The organism is Comamonas sp. 26 (genome assembly GCF_002754475.1).
Lineage (GTDB): Bacteria > Pseudomonadota > Gammaproteobacteria > Burkholderiales > Burkholderiaceae_C > Comamonas.
Window position 1 is genome coordinate 2,740,961 of record NZ_PEFL01000001.1, and the last position, 17,273, is coordinate 2,758,233.

General features: G+C 57.3%; 15 protein-coding genes. 2 read left to right on the top strand and 13 right to left on the bottom strand.

Translation table 11 applies throughout. The annotated features are described in order from the left end of the window. Positions 1-10 precede the first annotated feature (10 nt). The 7 genes from CLU84_RS12730 to CLU84_RS12760 all read right to left on the bottom strand — a co-directional run bounded on the left by CLU84_RS12730 (position 11) and on the right by CLU84_RS12760 (position 10,318). A complete protein-coding gene (locus CLU84_RS12730) occupies positions 11-2,410 on the bottom strand; it encodes an AI-2E family transporter (protein WP_099737484.1) in 2,400 nt (799 codons plus the stop codon). A 350-nt stretch (positions 2,411-2,760) separates the two neighbouring features. Beyond that, a complete protein-coding gene (locus CLU84_RS12735; RefSeq protein ID WP_099738009.1) occupies positions 2,761-3,780 on the bottom strand; it encodes a patatin-like phospholipase family protein in 1,020 nt (339 codons plus the stop codon). Positions 3,781-3,913: 133 nt separating this feature from the next. After that, positions 3,914-4,744, bottom strand: coding sequence for a sensor histidine kinase (locus CLU84_RS12740; RefSeq protein ID WP_099737485.1), 831 nt, complete (start codon positions 4,742-4,744; stop codon positions 3,914-3,916). 29 nt (positions 4,745-4,773) lie between these two features. Next, a complete protein-coding gene (locus tag CLU84_RS12745) occupies positions 4,774-5,535 on the bottom strand; it encodes a response regulator transcription factor (protein WP_099737486.1) in 762 nt (253 codons plus the stop codon). A 175-nt stretch (positions 5,536-5,710) separates the two neighbouring features. Then, positions 5,711-6,553 carry an HDOD domain-containing protein gene (locus CLU84_RS12750; protein ID WP_099737487.1) on the bottom strand — a complete coding sequence of 281 codons (843 nt, stop codon included), beginning with the start codon at positions 6,551-6,553 and terminating at the stop codon, positions 5,711-5,713. Between the two features lie 64 nt (positions 6,554-6,617). Continuing rightward, entirely contained in the window at positions 6,618-7,862 is a 1,245-nt protein-coding gene (locus CLU84_RS12755) for a S9 family peptidase (protein ID WP_233210039.1), read from the bottom strand. A gap of 59 nt (positions 7,863-7,921) precedes the next feature. After that, the gene (locus CLU84_RS12760; RefSeq protein WP_099737488.1) at positions 7,922-10,318 is read right to left on the bottom strand and encodes a Tex family protein; all 2,397 of its coding nucleotides are present in this window, start codon (positions 10,316-10,318) and stop codon (positions 7,922-7,924) included. A gap of 179 nt (positions 10,319-10,497) precedes the next feature. Here CLU84_RS12760 and CLU84_RS12765 point away from each other — a divergent pair, with 179 nt between their 5' ends. Then, complete coding sequence (locus CLU84_RS12765; RefSeq protein WP_099737489.1) at positions 10,498-11,631, top strand: DUF72 domain-containing protein; 1,134 nt, start codon at positions 10,498-10,500, stop codon at positions 11,629-11,631. A gap of 137 nt (positions 11,632-11,768) precedes the next feature. Here the strand turns inward: CLU84_RS12765 and CLU84_RS12770 are convergent, their stop codons facing one another. From CLU84_RS12770 to msuE, 4 genes are all read right to left on the bottom strand, one after another. Continuing rightward, entirely contained in the window at positions 11,769-12,872 is a 1,104-nt protein-coding gene (locus CLU84_RS12770; RefSeq protein WP_099737490.1) for an enoyl-CoA hydratase/isomerase family protein, read from the bottom strand. A 173-nt stretch (positions 12,873-13,045) separates the two neighbouring features. Continuing rightward, entirely contained in the window at positions 13,046-14,071 is a 1,026-nt protein-coding gene (locus CLU84_RS12775; protein WP_099737491.1) for a methionine synthase, read from the bottom strand. Positions 14,072-14,166: 95 nt separating this feature from the next. Then, positions 14,167-15,150, bottom strand: coding sequence for a DUF1852 domain-containing protein (locus CLU84_RS12780; protein ID WP_099737492.1), 984 nt, complete (start codon positions 15,148-15,150; stop codon positions 14,167-14,169). A gap of 44 nt (positions 15,151-15,194) precedes the next feature. Next, a complete protein-coding gene (gene msuE / locus CLU84_RS12785; RefSeq protein ID WP_099737493.1) occupies positions 15,195-15,791 on the bottom strand; it encodes an FMN reductase in 597 nt (198 codons plus the stop codon). A gap of 102 nt (positions 15,792-15,893) precedes the next feature. Between msuE and CLU84_RS12790 the strand changes: the two genes are divergently transcribed. Beyond that, a complete protein-coding gene (locus CLU84_RS12790) occupies positions 15,894-16,784 on the top strand; it encodes a LysR family transcriptional regulator (protein WP_099737494.1) in 891 nt (296 codons plus the stop codon). 31 nt (positions 16,785-16,815) lie between these two features. Here the strand turns inward: CLU84_RS12790 and CLU84_RS22700 are convergent, their stop codons facing one another. Further along, on the bottom strand, positions 16,816-17,082 hold the full coding sequence (locus CLU84_RS22700) for a GNAT family N-acetyltransferase (protein ID WP_099737495.1): 267 nt from the start codon (positions 17,080-17,082) through the stop codon (positions 16,816-16,818). Further along, positions 17,067-17,264 carry a hypothetical protein gene (locus tag CLU84_RS12800; RefSeq protein ID WP_099737496.1) on the bottom strand — a complete coding sequence of 66 codons (198 nt, stop codon included), beginning with the start codon at positions 17,262-17,264 and terminating at the stop codon, positions 17,067-17,069. Before CLU84_RS12800 ends, CLU84_RS22700 begins: the two co-directional genes overlap by 16 nt. Positions 17,265-17,273: the final 9 nt, after the last annotated feature.

Consider the following 17,273-nt stretch of genomic DNA (forward strand, 5'->3'; position numbering starts at 1 on the left):
ATGCTCAAATTCAAGTCTCGGAGACAGACCCTTGTGCTGGCCCTTGTTTCAGCACCTCGCGCACTTGCTCCATCAACTGCTGCGCCATGCTACTTAGCACGGCCAGTTCATCCTCAGACAAGTTGCGAGGTTCATCATCCAAGATGGCAAAGCAGCCCAGTACATGGCCTTTTTTATCGGTCAAGGGCACGCCCGCATAAAAACGCAGCTTCAGGCTTTGCACTGTTGGGTCAGCCGCAAAGCGCGGGTCTCGCGCCAAGTCACCCACCACAATGGCTTCTTCGTCATACACCACATAGGATGAAACCGTGCTCTCGCGCGGAAGACTGTGCAGCACCGTTCCTTCATCAGTCGATGGCAGCAAACTGCCCGGCGTATAGACCCTGTCTGCATCCACCCATGAGACCTGCGCCCATTTGACGTTGAAGGCGTTGATCGCCTGCTTGGCAGTCTCGTGATAAAGCAGCGTCAGCGACGGGCTCAGCACCCCACTGGCATGCAGCGCTTTGACGCGCTGCGCATCACCTTCAGGGATCGGCGCGGCAATCACGCTTTCACCCGAGTCATACACCTGCATGGCTTCTACCCACAGATGCAGCTCATGCAGACTGGTCACGCAGGCCTGCGCACCGCACTGCTCTGCAAAATGAGGGTCTGCAGCCACGGCAGGTGCATTCCACAGGCACAAAACCACACGTGCCCGTGGCCAGTGGCGGCGAATACGGCGCACCATGCGCCGCGCCATGCTTTGGGGCTGGTTGCTAAAAATAGAGAGCACTAGCAGGTCCGAGGTCTGCATGGCCTTGGCCCATGCTCCATCTCCCAGCTGTCCATTCGCATCTGGTAGCAAGGCCTGTGAATCGGTGGTCAAAGCCCATTCAGAGCAGCTCACCTCATGGCCATGCAAGCTCTCGGTGTGCGCCACCATGGCCGCGCCTAGTGCATCGACCTCCCATCGTGCGCCAGCGCAATGAATACGCAAGCGGCGACGTTGATCGCTTTCAGGCAAAGGGGCACCGCGGCGCTTACCGCCGACATAAGGAGCATAGTGATCGCGCAACTCTTCAAGCAAGGCCCCCATGCCGTTGGACAGACGCAGTCGATGCTCGGCAGTGGCTGACTCCAGATGCTGCTGAGTGGCAATGCGCAGGGCAGGAATGGCCACTTCATCGTAAAAGCTGCTGATGGCATTGGCACGGTCTTCCGATGTGGGCTTTGATGGCAGGCGCTCTTCCACAGACTCCACGGCCATGCTGATGGCGTCATCCGCATCATCAGCCAGCAAACGCTGATAAAGCCGCTGCTGCGGGCCCAGCACAGGCTCGCTACCCAGCAAAACTTCCATGAATTTAAGCGAGGGAATATAGCGTCCCAGCACCAGTAAACACACCGTCAGTGGCGTGGAAAGAATCAGACCAATAGGGCCCCAGAGCGCCGTCCAGAAAGTCGCCGCCACAATGATGGACAGGGTGGACAAGCCGGTACTTGCACCATACAGCCAAGGCTCAATCACGTTGTTGCTGATCAGCTCCAGCAACAGAATCAAGCCCAGCGTCATCAAGAACATATTCCAGCTAGGGTCCACCGCAAAAGCCAGCACCAATGGGAACACGGCCGACATCATCGCCCCTACATAGGGCACAAAACGCATGATGGCGCCCAGCACCCCCCAGAGAATCGCCCCCGGCACGCCGATAAACCACAGGCCCGCCGCCAGCGGAACGCCATAGCTGACGTTGACGATGAACTGCATGCGCAGATATTTACCAATACGCTCTGACGCCTCATCCAGCGCATCTGTCGCTACATGGAGATTGCCGCCCATCAGCCGCAGCAGCCTGTCACGCAAATCATCTCTGTCCAGCAAAATCAAAATCACAAACAGCAGCACAATGCCTGCGGTTGTCACAGGCTCCACAATACGCACCAGCCATTGCAGCATCCGGGTGGTAGGCTTGGACTCGGGGCTCTGAACCTCGACCTTTTGCACCCGCGCAGTGGCTCCATCAGTGCTGGCAATTTCCTTTTCAAGCGTGTTGTAGGTTTTGAAAACACCATCCCACGCACTGGGCATGTTGACGCTCTTGCGCAACCCACGCAGCTTTTCGCGAATCGTAGATTGATAAGTAGGCAGATCGGCGCTAAGTTGCTGCACCTGACTGCCCAGGTACATGCCCAGGCCACCCAGCGCCGCCAGTGCAAAAACCACCACCACAATGGCCGAAGCCATACGTGGCAGCCCCCAGCGTTTGAGTCTGGAGACCGCGGGGTCCAGCAAAAAACCCAACAACATCGCCAGAGCCAGCGGAATCAGCATGTCCCGCCCGTAAAACAGCGCCAGGATCACGATAAAGGCAATCAGCAGCCCAATCAGCAGGCGTAGGGCTGGAACCAGATCAACCAGCTGCATAACGCCGGGCAGCGTAGTGGATCGAGCGCGTCGGCCTGCGCCCTCCCAGGAAGCGGAATCGCCACGTACTGCTCGCTCTTCGCGGTGCTTGTGCACCCGCGAGGCTGAGGTTTCAAGTTCTACAGGCGCTCCCGCATGGGGTTCATTGGGCGCAACGGCCCCAAAGTTGACGACAACCGAAGCAGGTGAATCATCTGGCTTCGACGATTCTGTGGAAAGGTCAGACATAAACGGCCTTGTTTGTTGTTATTGATGTGAAGGCAAGCCAGACTCAGGCATTGCACGCAATCCGATCAACACTGCTTGTCATGATTCACCGCAATTCTCAAATCACACAGAAAGATCAAACGCTAGAGCGACTCAACCCGCACCATATCCGCCGTACTCAGCCACTGCACAAACTCATCAGCCAGTTGCTGACTGGCCGCAACCGAGGCATTCCATGCCTTGGCCCGGCCCTCGTGATCGGAGCCATAGCTCAAAAAGTCATGTCTGTCGGGCAGCTTACCATTGGGCAAACTGGCCACCCATGCAAGATCGGGTGCCAGCACGATCATGGAATCCAGATACGCACTGGGCTGGCGGCGGCGCTTCCAGTTTTTATCCAGCCAGCCGGGTACCACGGCCTTCTGAAAATGCGGGTACAGCACAACCCCCTGCCCTGTCTGCGATGCCAGATAGTCAAGATGCATGTGATAGTCCGTAATGCCACCATCCCAGTAAGCGCCACTGGGAGCGCCCTGAATATCATGCACAGCATCCAGCACAAAAGGGATGGAGCAACTGGCACGTACAGCATCCATAAAATTGGTGCTCGTCAGACCCGCCTGCGTAGAGCGAAGGTCATTCACGCCAAATGGCAAGCTGTGCAGGTTAGCCCCTTGAGACGTTGAAAACACCACACGTTCCAGCCATGAGCCCAGTGCCTGACGACTGAAAGCATTGCTGATAAAAGCCCCAGCATAGCCAAGCGGGGTACGCCAAGGTGTGACGCGCGACAACAGGCCTTGGCCCCGGGATGCAATGACATGCAAGCGATAGCGTGGGTGATTCAAGACTTCAGCGATACGCCCACCGAAGAACTCTTGCAGGCTTTGTGAAAAACGCTCGCTGACCAGACTCGCTGGAGGGCGCTTTTGCCCTTCCGGAGGCTCGAAGCGCTGAGCAATATAGTCACGCTCTAGCCGCTCAAAAGCTTGAACAGAATCATTCAAACAAGCCGTCGCCATGCGCCAGGCACCTATGGATGCGCCAACCAGATCGACTTGATGGTGACTTTGCGTCAGCCAGTGGCCAAAAATGAATCGATCCAGAGGCCCGAGAATCAACCCCTTGGGCCCACCGGCCGCAGCCGGTATGACTTTGACCATTTCAGGCTGCAAGCCGTGCTGCTCTAAAAGTTGCCGAGCTTTGCAGCCGGCATAGATGCGTAATGCTCTGGGTGGTGACGTCATTCAGCCATTGTGCTTGACGAGCGATTTGCCACCACCACGCCCAGAACAGTCACCACGTGATGGTAATTTTTGTCCCGCCAGCCATGCGGGGCTGAATTTCGAACTTACCGCCTATGGCTTGCGCTCGGCGGCGCATATTGAGCAAACCCATGCCAGCGGAAGACTCTGTGCCCATATCTTGCCCGACCGCCTGTATCAGACCTTTGCCGTCATCTTCAATGCTGAGACACGCATGCACAAAAACGCTTGAGGCACCGGTTTGAGCCGTCGCCGCCAAGCTAATCCATACCTCATGCGCTTGTGCATGTTGCAGCACATTGCTGATGGCTTCCTGCACCACAGCCATGATTTCTCTGGCCATGCTGCCGCGTGGCAAGCAGCCCGCCCCACCCATGGCCTCGGGATCCCACACATCCCAGTGCAGACTTATGCCTTGGCGTTCGAGAACTGGTTGCAGGCGGTGCCTGAATCTCGCCAGAAGTACGCCTAACGATTCATCCTGAGCATCCATCGAATCAACAATCAAGCGCAAATCCAGCAAACATTGCTCCAGCGCCCGACGCATTGCCGGGGCCGGGTGCTGTTCAGACAGACTGATCAGGTGCACCAGCTGGCTGCCCACGCCATCATGCAAGGCCGCAGCCATACGCCGCCGCTCCAGTTGAACTTCTCGTGAAGGACGGACGCTTTTGCGCCTGCGCCACAGCAAGCTGCGATAGGCTTTAGGCAGCAGCCAGACAAAAGTGACGGCACTGATCAGTGCACCGAACGCGGCGCACCAGCCTATGACAGACTGCAACGCCGCTGAATCCTGAGCCAAGCAAAACAGCCACAGCAGCAGTTGAATGCCCCAAAGAAGTAACTGCCAAACGTAAATCATTCAAGACTTCCTCTGGCGACCTTGATGAACTAAAACCAGCCTCGCAGTGATGCAAAGCGCACGGCCTGCGCACGCGATCGCACTTGCAGCTTGCGATAAATATTCTTGATATGCGTGTTGACCGTCATGGTGCTGATTTGCAGCTGCACACCAATTTCGACACTGGTATGGCCGGCTGCCACCATGCGCAGGACTTCACTCTCACGGCTGGAAAGCCGGTCTGTCGTGCCGGTGTTCACCTGCGGGTCTGAAGCTGGCTTTTTGTCGTAACGCTGCAGCAGTCTCCTGGCAAGACTAGGCGTAATGGAAGCCCCGCCATTGGCCACCTGCAGCACGGCCTGAGGGTAGTTGCCAAACCATGAATTTTTGACCAGATAGCCGGTTGCGCCCAGTTCAAAGGCCCGCAGCACCTGCTCTTCGGTTTCCATCACCGACACCACGATGGCTTCTGCATGCGGGTGCTGGCTTTTCATCACGTCAATCAACTCAAGTCCATCGCCGTCGCCCAGATTCAGGTCGAGCAGCATGACATCGAAGTCATTTTGGCGAATGGCTTTTCTCGCATCCTTGAGATTACCGGCCTGTCCCACCACCATGGTGCGGCGATCATTCATGATTTCCTGCGCAATCACCATACGCAAATGAACATCATCATCAATCAGCAGCACCCGAACCGGCTTGTCAGGCTGGCCCACCATGTGATCAGGCCACATGGAAGGACTCCCAAGCTCCACCGACGGAGAGCGAGCAATCAGCGTGTCGCTAGTAAAGATTGCATCTTTCGAGTCCATCTTTCCCTCCTGACTGGCTTGGTTTGATGTTGCACTGAATTGAGGCGCCTAGCACCGCCTAAACTGAAGCTCGACAATGCATCATTGAATAATTTTTGACAATAAATCCGCAATTCCAGCGCAAGAAGAAATGCAATTTATGTAACAAAATTACCTTACGCAATCGAATAAAAAGCTAAAACTGCAAATCCAGAGAACCAGCGGCATACCAGTTGATAGAGGCTTGGCGCAGCACCATGTCGATATCCATGCCCAGCGCAAGCCCCGCTTCCGCAGGAAAAGACACGGCCAGCTGACGCTCGCTCCAGTTCAAGGCACGGGTTGATGCACGCCAGATGGCCAGATGCAGCACGCCGGTCAAGGGCTCAAAGGTCGGCTGCTCCAGCGGAGTGTTCATATACTGAAAAGCATCGCTCATGAGCGGTGGAAAGTTCCACTGCTGGGCCAGATGGGCCGTAATCTGCCCTGTGCAATAGCCCATCAGCTGTGTTTCCACCTCCGGGCGCTTGGGGTGTATGGGCTCCAGCAGCTCCGCCAGCCGCACAAAGGTCTCTGGATCAGCCGTTCGCAAAAGCAGCTGCCCCAAACCATGCAGCAAACCCAGCGTATAGGCCGCCGAGGCATTGGCCTGCACCGACATGGCCAGCGCACGCGCAATGCGCGCGGTATCAAGGCTGTAGCGCCAGAAGCCCGCTAGGCTCCAGCCCCCCTGCGCATGAGTTGCCCCTGTGGGGGCGGATTTTTGCACCAACTGCCGCAGTTGGACTGGGGCCAGCACCACCAAGGCCTCAGGAATGCTATGCACGCGCTGGCCTAGCTGGTGCGCGGGTCCATTGGCTACAGCCAGCATGCGTGCCGTCAATACCGGGTCTGTTGAAAACAGTTGCACCAGGCTGCGCATGCCCGGCTCTAGCTGGCGCAGCTCACTCGACAGCAGCGCCACCGCACGTGGCTGACTGGGCAGCAGCGCATGCTGCTCCAGCAGCGTTGACAGGTTCAGTGGTTTGGCGCGGATCATGGCGTGGGTCATCTGCAGTGGGGCTACAACGCCTGTCGGACTGGATACAGACAGGCTTTTACAGTCACAGCTTTTCATCTCTTTGCAGTTGCACTGGCTGACCCATTACCAGCTGGCTTGCAATCTTGCGTGTGATGGGTTGTAACACGGAAAAGTGATCCGCACCCTGAACCGAAACGCAATGCACCTGCTCCGACTTTCGAGCCGCGCACAAATTATCCAGACTGTTGATATTGCTTGGCCGCTTGCTGCCTTCAATGATCCAGGTCGGGCTCTTTATGGCATGCATCCAGTACATAGGGGAGCGCATTCTCTTTTCATCGGCAGAGACCAGCGACCACTTCACAGGCCAGTCATAACCACTGATCTCATCCACCGGGCCAAATGCAAACACACCCTGCACCGGCAAGCCCGCCGTGGCCGTCAGCAGCGCCAGCGTCGCCCCGGTGCTGTGCCCGCCCAGATAGATACGCGTGGGGTCCACATAAGGCAGTTGCGCTGCCTCCAGAATGGCGGCGGCTACATCCTGCACCTCGCCCCAGAAATATTCACGCTGACCTGGGTTGTCATTGCCACCGCGCAGCGTGGGAAACAGCATGGCCATGCCCGCCTTGCGAAAAGCGCTGGCACTTTGATCGTTGGTTGCGGCACCCTCCGTCCAGAAATCATCCAGGCTATTGCTATCGCCGCCCGTCAGCCACACCATCAGCGGCAACTTTTTTCCATCGCCCGGATTAGGGGTCACAAACGCCTTAAGGGTGAGATTGCCACTCTGATAGTTCATGGGCACAAACATCTGTGCCGGTGGCTTAGGCATGGCCTTGATGGGCATGTGCGCAGCGGGCAGCAAGGCGGTAGAGATCATCGAGGTCTTGTCAGCGCGCGCCTGCATCAAATTCTGCAAAGTGATGGAGCCTGTTGAAATCTGCTGCTCAAGCGTTTTTTCAATCTGCGCTTGCTCTGCATCGTGCGCAGCACGCAGCGTTTTTTGCGCTGCATGGCGCACTTTTGCCGTTTCATACTCATCCATGGCGGTGCGGGAGATGCAGCGCCGCTGCTGGTCAATCGGAATGCCCTCTTCCATTGCCTTGTCGACCTGAGCAAGGTTGAGCTTGATGGTGTGGCAAAAACCATCACTTTGCAAAGCCAGTGCGGGCGGCCAGACCAAGGGAGCAGGCTGGCTGGCCTGAGCCTTTTGCTTGGCTTTGTCCAGCGACACCCAGCCCCTTGATGTCATCTTGACGCCGATAAAGACGACCAGCAGAACCACACCAATGACGGGCAAGATTCTGCCCCTGACTTTTCCCATCCCTATCTCCCACAAAAAGGCCGCCTGTCATTTCTATGAATTGGCGGCCCGGTGGGAGATTATTTCTTCAGCCCCTGCAACTTGGCAAAGGCTGAAGCCATGGCGTTTTGCTGTGTTGGCTGATTACCACGCTGCGGCTGGGTATAAGCATCACGACCGCCCCGATTGCCGCCACTTCCGCCATAGCTATTGCCACGGCCAGCACCCTCAAAACGATTGTCGCGCGGGCCATCGCGACGGGCAGGCGCTGCGTCCAGCTTCATGGTCAGGCTGATGCGCTTGCGCTCTACATCCACTTCCAGCACCTTCACCTTGACGATCTGACCGGTTTTGACGACCTCGCGAGCATCTTCGATGAACTTGTGGCTCATCTGGCTCACATGCACCAGACCATCCTGGTGCACGCCCAGGTCCACAAAGGCGCCAAACTGGGCCACGTTGCTCACCGTGCCCTCCAGCGTCATGCCTTCCTTCAGGTCCTTGATGTCTTCCACACCCTCGTTAAAGCGAGCAACGACAAAATCAGGGCGCGGGTCACGGCCAGGCTTTTCCAGCTCGCCCAGGATGTCCTTGATGGTGATGGAGCCGAACCTCTCGCTGGCGAACTGCTCAGGCTTCAGGCTTTTCAGCACTTCGGCCCGGCCCATGATCTGGTCCACGGGTTTGCCGGTCGAGACAATGATCTGCTCTACCACCGGGTAGGTTTCGGGGTGAACGCCGGTCATATCCAGCGGATTCTCGCCCCCGCGAATACGCAAAAAGCCTGCCGCCTGCTCGAAGGTCTTGGCACCCAGGCCCGAGACTTCCATCAACTGCTTGCGGCTTTTGAACGAGCCATTGGCATCGCGCCAGCGCACCACCGACTTGGCGACCGAACCAGAGAGGCCCGACACGCGGGAGAGCAACGGAGCCGATGCGGTGTTCAGGTCCACGCCCACCGAGTTCACGCAGTCTTCCACCACGGCGTCCAGCTGGCGGGCCAGCTCGCTTTGGTTCACATCGTGCTGATACTGGCCCACGCCAATGCTCTTGGGATCAATCTTGACCAGCTCGGCCAGCGGGTCCTGCAGGCGGCGGGCAATCGATGCCGCGCCGCGCAGGCTCACATCCACATCAGGCATCTCCAGCGAAGCAAATTCACTGGCGGAATAGACCGAGGCACCGGCCTCGCTCACCACCACTTTTTCGATCTTTTTATCGGCCTTCTCGGCAATCTTGATCAGATCGGCGGCCAGCTTGTCGGTTTCGCGGCTGGCAGTACCGTTGCCAATGGCGATCAGGTTCACGCCATGCTTTTCCACCAGCTTGGCCAGTGTGGCCAGCGATCCGTCCCAGTCGCGGCGTGGCTCGTGCGGGTAAATGGTCGATGTTTCCAGCAGCTTGCCGGTATGGTCTACCACCGCCACCTTCACGCCGGTGCGGATGCCGGGGTCCAGACCAATCACGGTGCGCGGGCCCGCAGGGGCGGCCAGCAGCAAATCGCGCAGATTGTCGCCAAACACCTTGATGGCCACCTTCTCGGCATCTTCACGCAGGCGGCTGAACAGGTCACGTTCGGTCGAGAGGCTCAGCTTCACGCGCCAGGTCCAGGCCACGCATTTGCGTAACAAGTCATCAGACGCACGCTTGGCGTGGCTCCAGCCCAGGTGCAGGGCAATCTTGCCTTCGGCCAAGCTAGGCTGACCCGGCTCAGGCTCGACAGGCTGAATCAGCTTGGCCTCGAGGATTTCCAGAGCGCGACCACGGAACACGGCCAGTGCGCGGTGCGATGGCACGCGGCCAATCGGCTCGTCATATTCAAAATAATCGCGGAACTTGGCGACTTCCGGGTCGTTCTCGTTCTTGGATTCCACCTTTTTCGACTTCAGCAGCCCTTCTTCCCAAAGCCATTCACGCAGTTTTTGCACCAGGGCCGGGTCTTCTGCCCAGCGCTCGGACAAGATATCGCGCACGCCATCCAGCACGGCAAAGGTGTTGGAGAAATCCGGGCCGGGTTTGCCATCGTCGAGCACCGTGGCGGGCTTGCAGAAAGCCTCCGCTTCTTTGTGCGGATCGAGCGTGGGGTCGGCAAACAGCAGATCGGCCAGCGGCTCAATGCCAAACTCTTTGGCAATCTGGCCCTTGGTGCGACGCTTTTGCTTGAAAGGCAGGTAAATGTCTTCCAGCTCCTGCTTGGTGGGTGCGGTGGCAATGGCCAGACGCAGCGCATCGGTCAGCTTGCCCTGCTCATCAATCGCCTTGAGCACCGTTTCGCGGCGGTCATCGAGCTCGCGCAGATAGCTCAGGCGCTCATCCAGCGTACGCAGCTGCGTATCGTCCAGGCCACCTGTCGCTTCCTTGCGGTAACGGGCAACAAACGGCACCGTGGCACCACCATCGAGCAACTCCACCGCTGCGCTCACCTGCTGCGGCTTGACGTTCAGTTCTTGAGCAATCTGACCAATGATTTTTTGCATTCGATACTCGCCCCACGGCGTCTGACAGAGGAAACGAAATAGTTTGCCATAGGCAAAACGGCTCGCCAGACTCAAAGCCCGAGGCAATTGCAAGCAAAGCGTAAAAACTATGCTTTTCATAGCTGCTAGCGCTTTAGGGATAAGCGCTAAGCGCCAATTTCATTAAAATTACGTCTGCCATGCCAGATACGTTTCAGAATGACTTTTTTGCAGACGACTTACCGCCGCCCAGCGCAGGCGCAGGTCAATCGCGGGCCAAAACGGCAAAGTCATCCACTGAACCAGCCGACGAAACGGCAACCACCCAGCGCCAGGCCAAGCGCAGCGATGTGGCGCTGGCAGCCAATGCCGCCCTGCACGCACCACTGGCCGCGCAGCTACCGCCCCAGTTGCGCATGGGCGTCTCCACCTGGTCGTATCCGGGCTGGGAGGGGCTGGTCTGGGACGGAGCCTATGACAGCAGCGTGCTGGCCAAAAAAGGGCTCATCGCCTATCACCAGCACCCGCTGCTACGCACCGTCTGCGTGGATCGCACCTTCTGGCGACCACTGACCGCCAGTCAATACGCCGCCTTTGCGGCGCAGGTCGATGCCGACTTTCGCTTTGTCGTCAAATGTCCGGCAAGCATTACCGATGCCCAGGTGCGTACCGAAGAAGGCAAGCCACGCGAGCCGAATCCTGCCTTTCTGGACCCGCGCCTGGCCGTCGAACATTTTGTGGAGCCCACCCTCGAAGGTCTGGGCGACAAACTGGGCGTGCTGGTTTTTCAGCTCAGCCCCCTGCCCTGGGGCTTGCTCAGCCAGCCCAGCCGGGTACTGGACAAGCTGGGACGGCTACTGGCTGAGGTGCGCCAAGCGCTGGTAAAGCATCCGCAAGTGATAGTGGCCGTGGAGGTGCGCGACCCTGAACTGCTCAGCCCATCTCTCGCCCAGACACTCAAAGCGCATGGCGCCACCTATTGTCTGGGCTTGCACGGCAAAATGCCGCCTATTGAAGCGCAGCTCCCCATACTGCGCGCCCTGTGGCCCGGCCCTCTCGTCTGCCGCTGGAACCTGAACCGCATCTTTGGTGCCTATGGCTATGCCGATGCGCAGAAAAAGCACGAGCCGTTCAGCGAAATTCGCAGCGAAGACCTGCACACGCGCGAGCTGCTGGCACGCACGATTGCCGGCATCACCGGCGCAGGCCAGCCAGCGTTTGTGACCATCAGCAACGATGCTGAAGGTTGCGCTCCCCTGTCTATTGCGCTGCTGGCGCAGGCCGTGACCCATCTCACACAAGAATCTCACGCTCAAAAACTGAACAAGAGCTGATCAACGGCAACAAGCCAAACGCCTAAGAATCATCATCAAAACAGGCTTTAGCGCTTATCCATCAAGCGCTTTCAGCTATCAAAAACAAAGCCCGCCAAGTTCTACACTTGCCGGGCTTTGTGCTCCCAAAGGCTCAATCAATCTTGCAGCATGACCAGTGGGTGTGAATGCGCGGGCCACGGGCTGACAAAAAAAGCCTGCCACTGTGCATCGGTCACATCCTCAATACGGGCGGGGTTCCAGCGCGGATTGTGATCCTTGTCCACAGCCAAGGCGCGAATGCCTTCCAGTGTTTCGCTCTGGCCGGGGCGCAGATAAAAACAGTGGCGCACCATGTCGCGCTCCATGCGCAGGTCTTCGGCCAGTGTCATCTTGCGGGCGCGGCGAATTTGTTCCAGCACTACATGCATCATCAGCGGAGAGCGCTTGCGCAAGGTCTGGGCCACGGCCTTGGCCCAGTCGCTACTGGCCAGCAAGGCTTGTTCAATCGCTGCAACGGTGGGCAGGCCAAAACAGGCATCAATCTCGGTGCGATGCGCTGCAAGACTGGGCTCAGCGCTCACAAAGCGGGCGCGCACCACGGCATTCAGGGCCTCGACATTGGCAAACGGCGTCGTCGCCAGCGTCTCCCACAAATCCGCCTGTTGATCGGCGGGAATGCAGCCATCGGCCAGACCAAAGGCCACGGCATCGCCCGCGCCGATGGTGTCGCCGGTCAAGCCCAGCCATTCACCCACCGCACCGGGGCAGCGCGAGAGAAAGTAGCCGCCACCCACATCGGGGAACAGGCCAATCGCGGTTTCGGGCATGGCCATCTTGGTGCGCTCAGTCACGATGCGCAGCGAACCGCCCTGGCTGATGCCCATACCGCCGCCCATGACGATGCCATCCATAAAGGCGATGTAAGGCTTGCCCAAGCTGTGAATCAGGTGGTTGAGCGCATATTCCTCAGTGAAAAAGTCTTCCAGCTGAGGATTGCCGCTGCTGCCTGCGGCATGCAGAAAACGGATATCGCCACCAGCACAGAAGGAGCCAAACACGCCTTCCTTGTTGCTTCCGCGAATGGCCACGCCCAGAATGGATTCATCCTTTTGCCAGGCCAGCAGCGTGGCCAGCAAGTCACGAACCATGCCCAGAGACAGCGCATTGAGGGCCTTGGGGCGGTTGAGCGTAATCATGCCCAGCTTGCCCCGAACTTCGGCAATCACTTCGGGGGCTTGGGCGGTCTGGGGGCTGTTCATTGTCAGTGGCTCCTTGAATCATGGCTTGCTTGGCTGATTCAATTATGCGTGGTCAGCTTGAAGGCAGTCGGTCAAACATGTGACAAAAACTGCCAGAACCCATACCTATTGCGCGCTATGCGCTGCACGTTTCATAGCAAAAGAGTGCTTGTATGCACCCATCGAGCCCGGCCTCACACGGCAGTGAGGCGCTCTTTTGCCAGCTTCGTGCCTGCTGCCAGCGCTTCCAGCTTGCGCCACGCCACGTCTCTGCTCATTGGTGCCAGTCCGCAATTGGTGCATGGAAAGAGTCGCTCCTTTGGTACGAACTCCAGCGCTCGGCCAATGGTGTCAGCCACTTCCTCTGGGGTCTCGACGACATCGCTGGCCACGTCGATCACGCCAACCAATACGTCCTTGCCGGCCAGCAGCTTCATCAGGTCCGGCGGCACATGGGAATGGATGCATTCCAGGCTCACTTGATCAATGCTGCTGCGTGCCAGTGCGGGGAATACCGTCTCGTACTGACGCCATTCTTCGCCGAGAGAACTCTTCCAGTCGGTATTGGCCTTGATGCCATAGCCGTAGCAGATGTGTACTGCCGTCGTACAGCTCAAGCCCTGCACTGCGCGCTCCAGCGCCTTCACACCCCAATCGGCGGCATCCTTCATATAGACATTAAAGGCAGGCTCGTCGAACTGGATGATGTCTACGCCATCAGCTTGCAGGGCCAGCGCTTCCTGGTTCAGCAACTCTGCAAAGGCAAAAGCCATCTTGACTTTGTCTCCGTAAAAGCGATCCGCTACGGTGTCCACTATGGTCATAGGCCCGGGCAGGGTGAACTTCAGTTTCTTCTTTGTGTGCGCGCGCGCCAGCTGTGCTTCAAAGGCATGTACGCGGCCCTTCAGGCGCAGGGCCGATGTCACCTGCGGCACCATCGCGTCATAGCGGTTGTCACGGATGCCCATCTTCACCTTGTTGTCGAAGTCGATGCCTTCGACCTGCTCCAAAAAGCCATGCACGAAATGCTGGCGCGACTGCTCGCCGTCGCACACGATATCCAGGCCGGCATCCTCCTGCGCCTTGATCCAAAGCAGGGTTGCGTCGGCCTTGGCTTGGCGAAGTGCTTCGCCTTCGGCTTTCCACTGAGGCCAGAGCTTGTTGGTTTCAGCCAGCCAAGCGGGTTTGGGCAGGCTGCCTGCGATGGAGGTTTCAAACATCTAAGAATTCCTTTAAAAGATCGGATGTGGCGTCTAGGCTGCTTGTTTGTGCAGCCATGGGGGTCAATAAAACTGCTGGTGACTGTTCAGGTCACTCAGATCGCGAACTCGGCAGCCCATTGCTGAAGCACATGCTTGTAGGGCTTGATGAAGTGCTCTTCCGTGAACTTGCCTTGCTTGACAGCCAGCTGGCTGCGCTCTTCCCGGTCATAAACAATCTGCGTCAGCGAATAGTCCTGGTGCTTCAAGCTGGGTTGATAGAACTTTCCTGCAGCAGAGTTGGCGTTGTAAATTTCGGGTCGGTAGATCTTCTGAAAGGTTTCCATCGTAGCGATCGTGCCAATCAACTCCAGATTGGAGTAATCGTTTAACAGGTCGCCATAGAAGTAAAAGGCAAAGGGGGCAACGCTGTTGGGCGGCATGAAAAAGCGCACCTTCATCCCCATCTTGGCGAAGTATTGATCCGTCGATGACAGCTCGCCTTGTTGGTACTCGCTGCCTAACACGGGATGCTGGTTGCCTGTCTGTTCGTAGGTCTTGCTGGTCGATGCGCTGATGCAAATGACAGGTTGCTTGTCAAAGCGCTGCTTGTAGACGTTCGAGTTCACAAACTCCTGGAACAGCTTGCCGTGCAAGTCGCCAAAATTCTCTGGCGTTTTGAATTCAGTCCGCTGGAGGTTGTACTCAGGAAGCAAAACGCTGAAGTCGTAATCGCGTACATAGGAAGAAAAGCTATTCCCTGCAATGCCGTCGATATATTTGTTCGTGGCCTTGTCGAGAATGCTGGGCTTCAAAATCTCGATCAATGGAAAGCTTGCATCGCAGCTCTTGCCATTCAAATACATCTCGACTGAGATGATCTCCAGCTCGACAGCGTAGCGATCTCCCTCAGGATTGTCCCAATGGGCCAAGTCATTGAAGCGCTTGTCAATCATCCTCAGCGTGTTGCGCAGGTTTTGCTGCCGGCTTGCACCCCGTGCGAGGTTGGCAAAATTGGTGGTTAAGCGTGTGCTGTCCGCGGGGTGGTATTTTTCATCGAAGCAAATGCTCTTGAGCTCAAAGGTGAGTTCGGTGTTCATGGCGATCCAGTAATTTGATTTTTAGAATGAAGAAGACGCTTGTTTCAGGCTGCGAGCCATTCTTCGGCCTGCAAGGGCGAGGTGTGCTGCGCCAATTGCAGCAATGGGAGTGCCCGTTGAACCGCCAGACTGGCCCGCTCTATCAAGGCCTCGCTTTGCAGGCGGTAGCCCGCAAAATCCTGGTCGGTGGCATAGATGCCCAGCGGCAAGGTCCGCGCCTGAAAGAAGCTGAATAGCGGGCGCAACTGGTGATCAATGACCAGAGAATGCCGTTCGCTGCCACCCGTCGCCGCCAGCAAGATGGGCTTGTCGATCAGGGCATCCTGATCAATGAAGTCGAAGAAGTGTTTGAACAGCCCTGTGTAGGAGCCGCGAAAAACCGGGGTTGCCACGACCAGCACATCCGCTTGTTCGACCGCTGCCAGTTGCTGCACCACTGCCTCGGGCAGTTGTGAACGCCAGACCGCACCAGCGATCTCAGGTGCGACCTGCCCCATTTCAATCAGGCGTAGCTGACACGGGATCTCGCTGGAGATCAGATCCAGCAGATGCTCAGCCAGCGCTGCTGATTTGGAAGGGCGCTGCAGCCCGCCAGAAACGGCGACTACGCGCAGTGGTCGTGTCGTTTTTATAGTGCTCATGGAATGGCTTCCCCCTCTCAAAGAAACTGGGGTGGATGCTAAAGACTCAAAGCCATGAAGTAAAATGGTCAAATCTCACATATCCATGAGTAGAACTCATCAATGCTGGAGCGCATCCATCTCGCCATCATTCAAGAGGTTGAACAACAAGGCTCTTTGACGGCCGCCGCCGATGTGCTGTGCGTCACCCAGTCGGCGCTCAGTCACAGCATGAGAAAGCTCGAAGGCCAACTGGGCACCGATATCTGGCTGCGCGAAGGCCGCAGCCTGCGCCTGACGCAGGCGGGCCAATATCTGCTGGCTGTGGCCAACCGTGTGCTGCCGCAACTGGATTTGGCCGAAGACCGGCTTAAGCAGTTTGCGCAGGGCGAGCGCGGCACGCTGCGCATCGGCATGGAGTGCCACCCTTGCTACCAGTGGCTGCTGAAAATCGTTTCACCGTATCTGGCTGCCTGGCCTGATGTGGATGTGGATGTGAAGCAGAAATTCCAGTTCGGCGGCATTGGTGCGCTGTATGGCTATGAGATTGATCTGCTGGTCACTCCCGACCCGTTATTCAAGCCCGGTCTGCACTTCGAGCCTGTGTTTGACTACGAGCAGGTGCTGGTCGTCAGCAGTGATCACGCGCTTGCTGGCCATAAGCATGTGAACCCCAAGGACTTGATGAGCGAGGTGCTGATCACCTACCCCGTGGCAGTGGACAGACTCGATGTCTACACCCAGTTCTTGCTGCCCGCAGGTATTTCGCCGCGCCGCCATAAAACCATCGAGACCACGGACATCATGATGCAGATGGTGGCCAGCGGCCGTGGTGTGGCCGCACTACCGCGCTGGCTGGCTCTGGAATATGCCGAGAAGATGACAGTGACACCCGTGAAGCTGGGCTCCAAAGGGATTGCCAAGCAAATCTATCTGGGCGCTCGGGAGTCTGAGTTGCACACCGACTACTTGCAGGCGTTTATTGCTTTGGCCAGAGGCTCGGTCGCAATTTGATTGCACCGTGTCATTGGCCGTATTGCAGCAGCTATTCGATAGCGTTTAGCCGCCTACTTAAAGTAATCAAGCTGCGCGGCTTATAGCCCAGGGCTTCATAAAAAATTCGTGCTGGAGCCTGTTGCCCAGTTTGCAGTGTGATCCCGGTGAAACCTTGCTGGGCGAGTGATCTTTCGAACTCACGCATTAGCTTTTTACCGACACCCTGGTGCTGGTAGTCAACGTGGACACACATCTCCTTGATGTGAAATAACCAGCCATTGACCCAGCGTTCGCCCCAGCCTAAAACAAGGCCGATGGCTTGCTCATGCCGAAAATGCCTAACCCTCTAAAAGTCGGCATCGCCGCAAAACTTCCAAGTCGCTCTGTCGCGGCTAAAACCGTCCAGCCATCACTCCATGGCGGAGCATTGAAGACCTCTTGATAAAGGAGCGCAAATTGCTGGAAATTTTCAGTCGAGATTTCAATCAATTGATCCATACAAATTCC

Bases quoted from the DNA above. Each gene is read 5' to 3' on its own strand.
- CLU84_RS12740 (WP_099737485.1), bottom strand. From the start codon at position 4,744: ATGATTTACGTTTGGCAGTTACTTCTTTGGGGCATTCAACTGCTGCTG.
- CLU84_RS12760 (WP_099737488.1), bottom strand. From the start codon at position 10,318: ATGCAAAAAATCATTGGTCAGATTGCTCAAGAACTGAACGTCAAGCCG.
- CLU84_RS12755 (WP_233210039.1), bottom strand. From the start codon at position 7,862: ATGGGAAAAGTCAGGGGCAGAATCTTGCCCGTCATTGGTGTGGTTCTG.
- CLU84_RS12765 (WP_099737489.1), top strand. From the start codon at position 10,498: ATGCCAGATACGTTTCAGAATGACTTTTTTGCAGACGACTTACCGCCG.
- CLU84_RS12745 (WP_099737486.1), bottom strand. From the start codon at position 5,535: ATGGACTCGAAAGATGCAATCTTTACTAGCGACACGCTGATTGCTCGC.
- CLU84_RS12730 (WP_099737484.1), bottom strand. From the start codon at position 2,410: ATGCAGCTGGTTGATCTGGTTCCAGCCCTACGCCTGCTGATTGGGCTG.
- CLU84_RS12775 (WP_099737491.1), bottom strand. From the start codon at position 14,071: ATGTTTGAAACCTCCATCGCAGGCAGCCTGCCCAAACCCGCTTGGCTG.
- msuE (WP_099737493.1), bottom strand. From the start codon at position 15,791: ATGAGCACTATAAAAACGACACGACCACTGCGCGTAGTCGCCGTTTCT.
- CLU84_RS12800 (WP_099737496.1), bottom strand. From the start codon at position 17,264: ATGGATCAATTGATTGAAATCTCGACTGAAAATTTCCAGCAATTTGCG.
- CLU84_RS12770 (WP_099737490.1), bottom strand. From the start codon at position 12,872: ATGAACAGCCCCCAGACCGCCCAAGCCCCCGAAGTGATTGCCGAAGTT.
- CLU84_RS12750 (WP_099737487.1), bottom strand. From the start codon at position 6,553: ATGATCCGCGCCAAACCACTGAACCTGTCAACGCTGCTGGAGCAGCAT.
- CLU84_RS12790 (WP_099737494.1), top strand. From the start codon at position 15,894: ATGCTGGAGCGCATCCATCTCGCCATCATTCAAGAGGTTGAACAACAA.
- CLU84_RS12780 (WP_099737492.1), bottom strand. From the start codon at position 15,150: ATGAACACCGAACTCACCTTTGAGCTCAAGAGCATTTGCTTCGATGAA.
- CLU84_RS12735 (WP_099738009.1), bottom strand. From the start codon at position 3,780: ATGGTCAAAGTCATACCGGCTGCGGCCGGTGGGCCCAAGGGGTTGATT.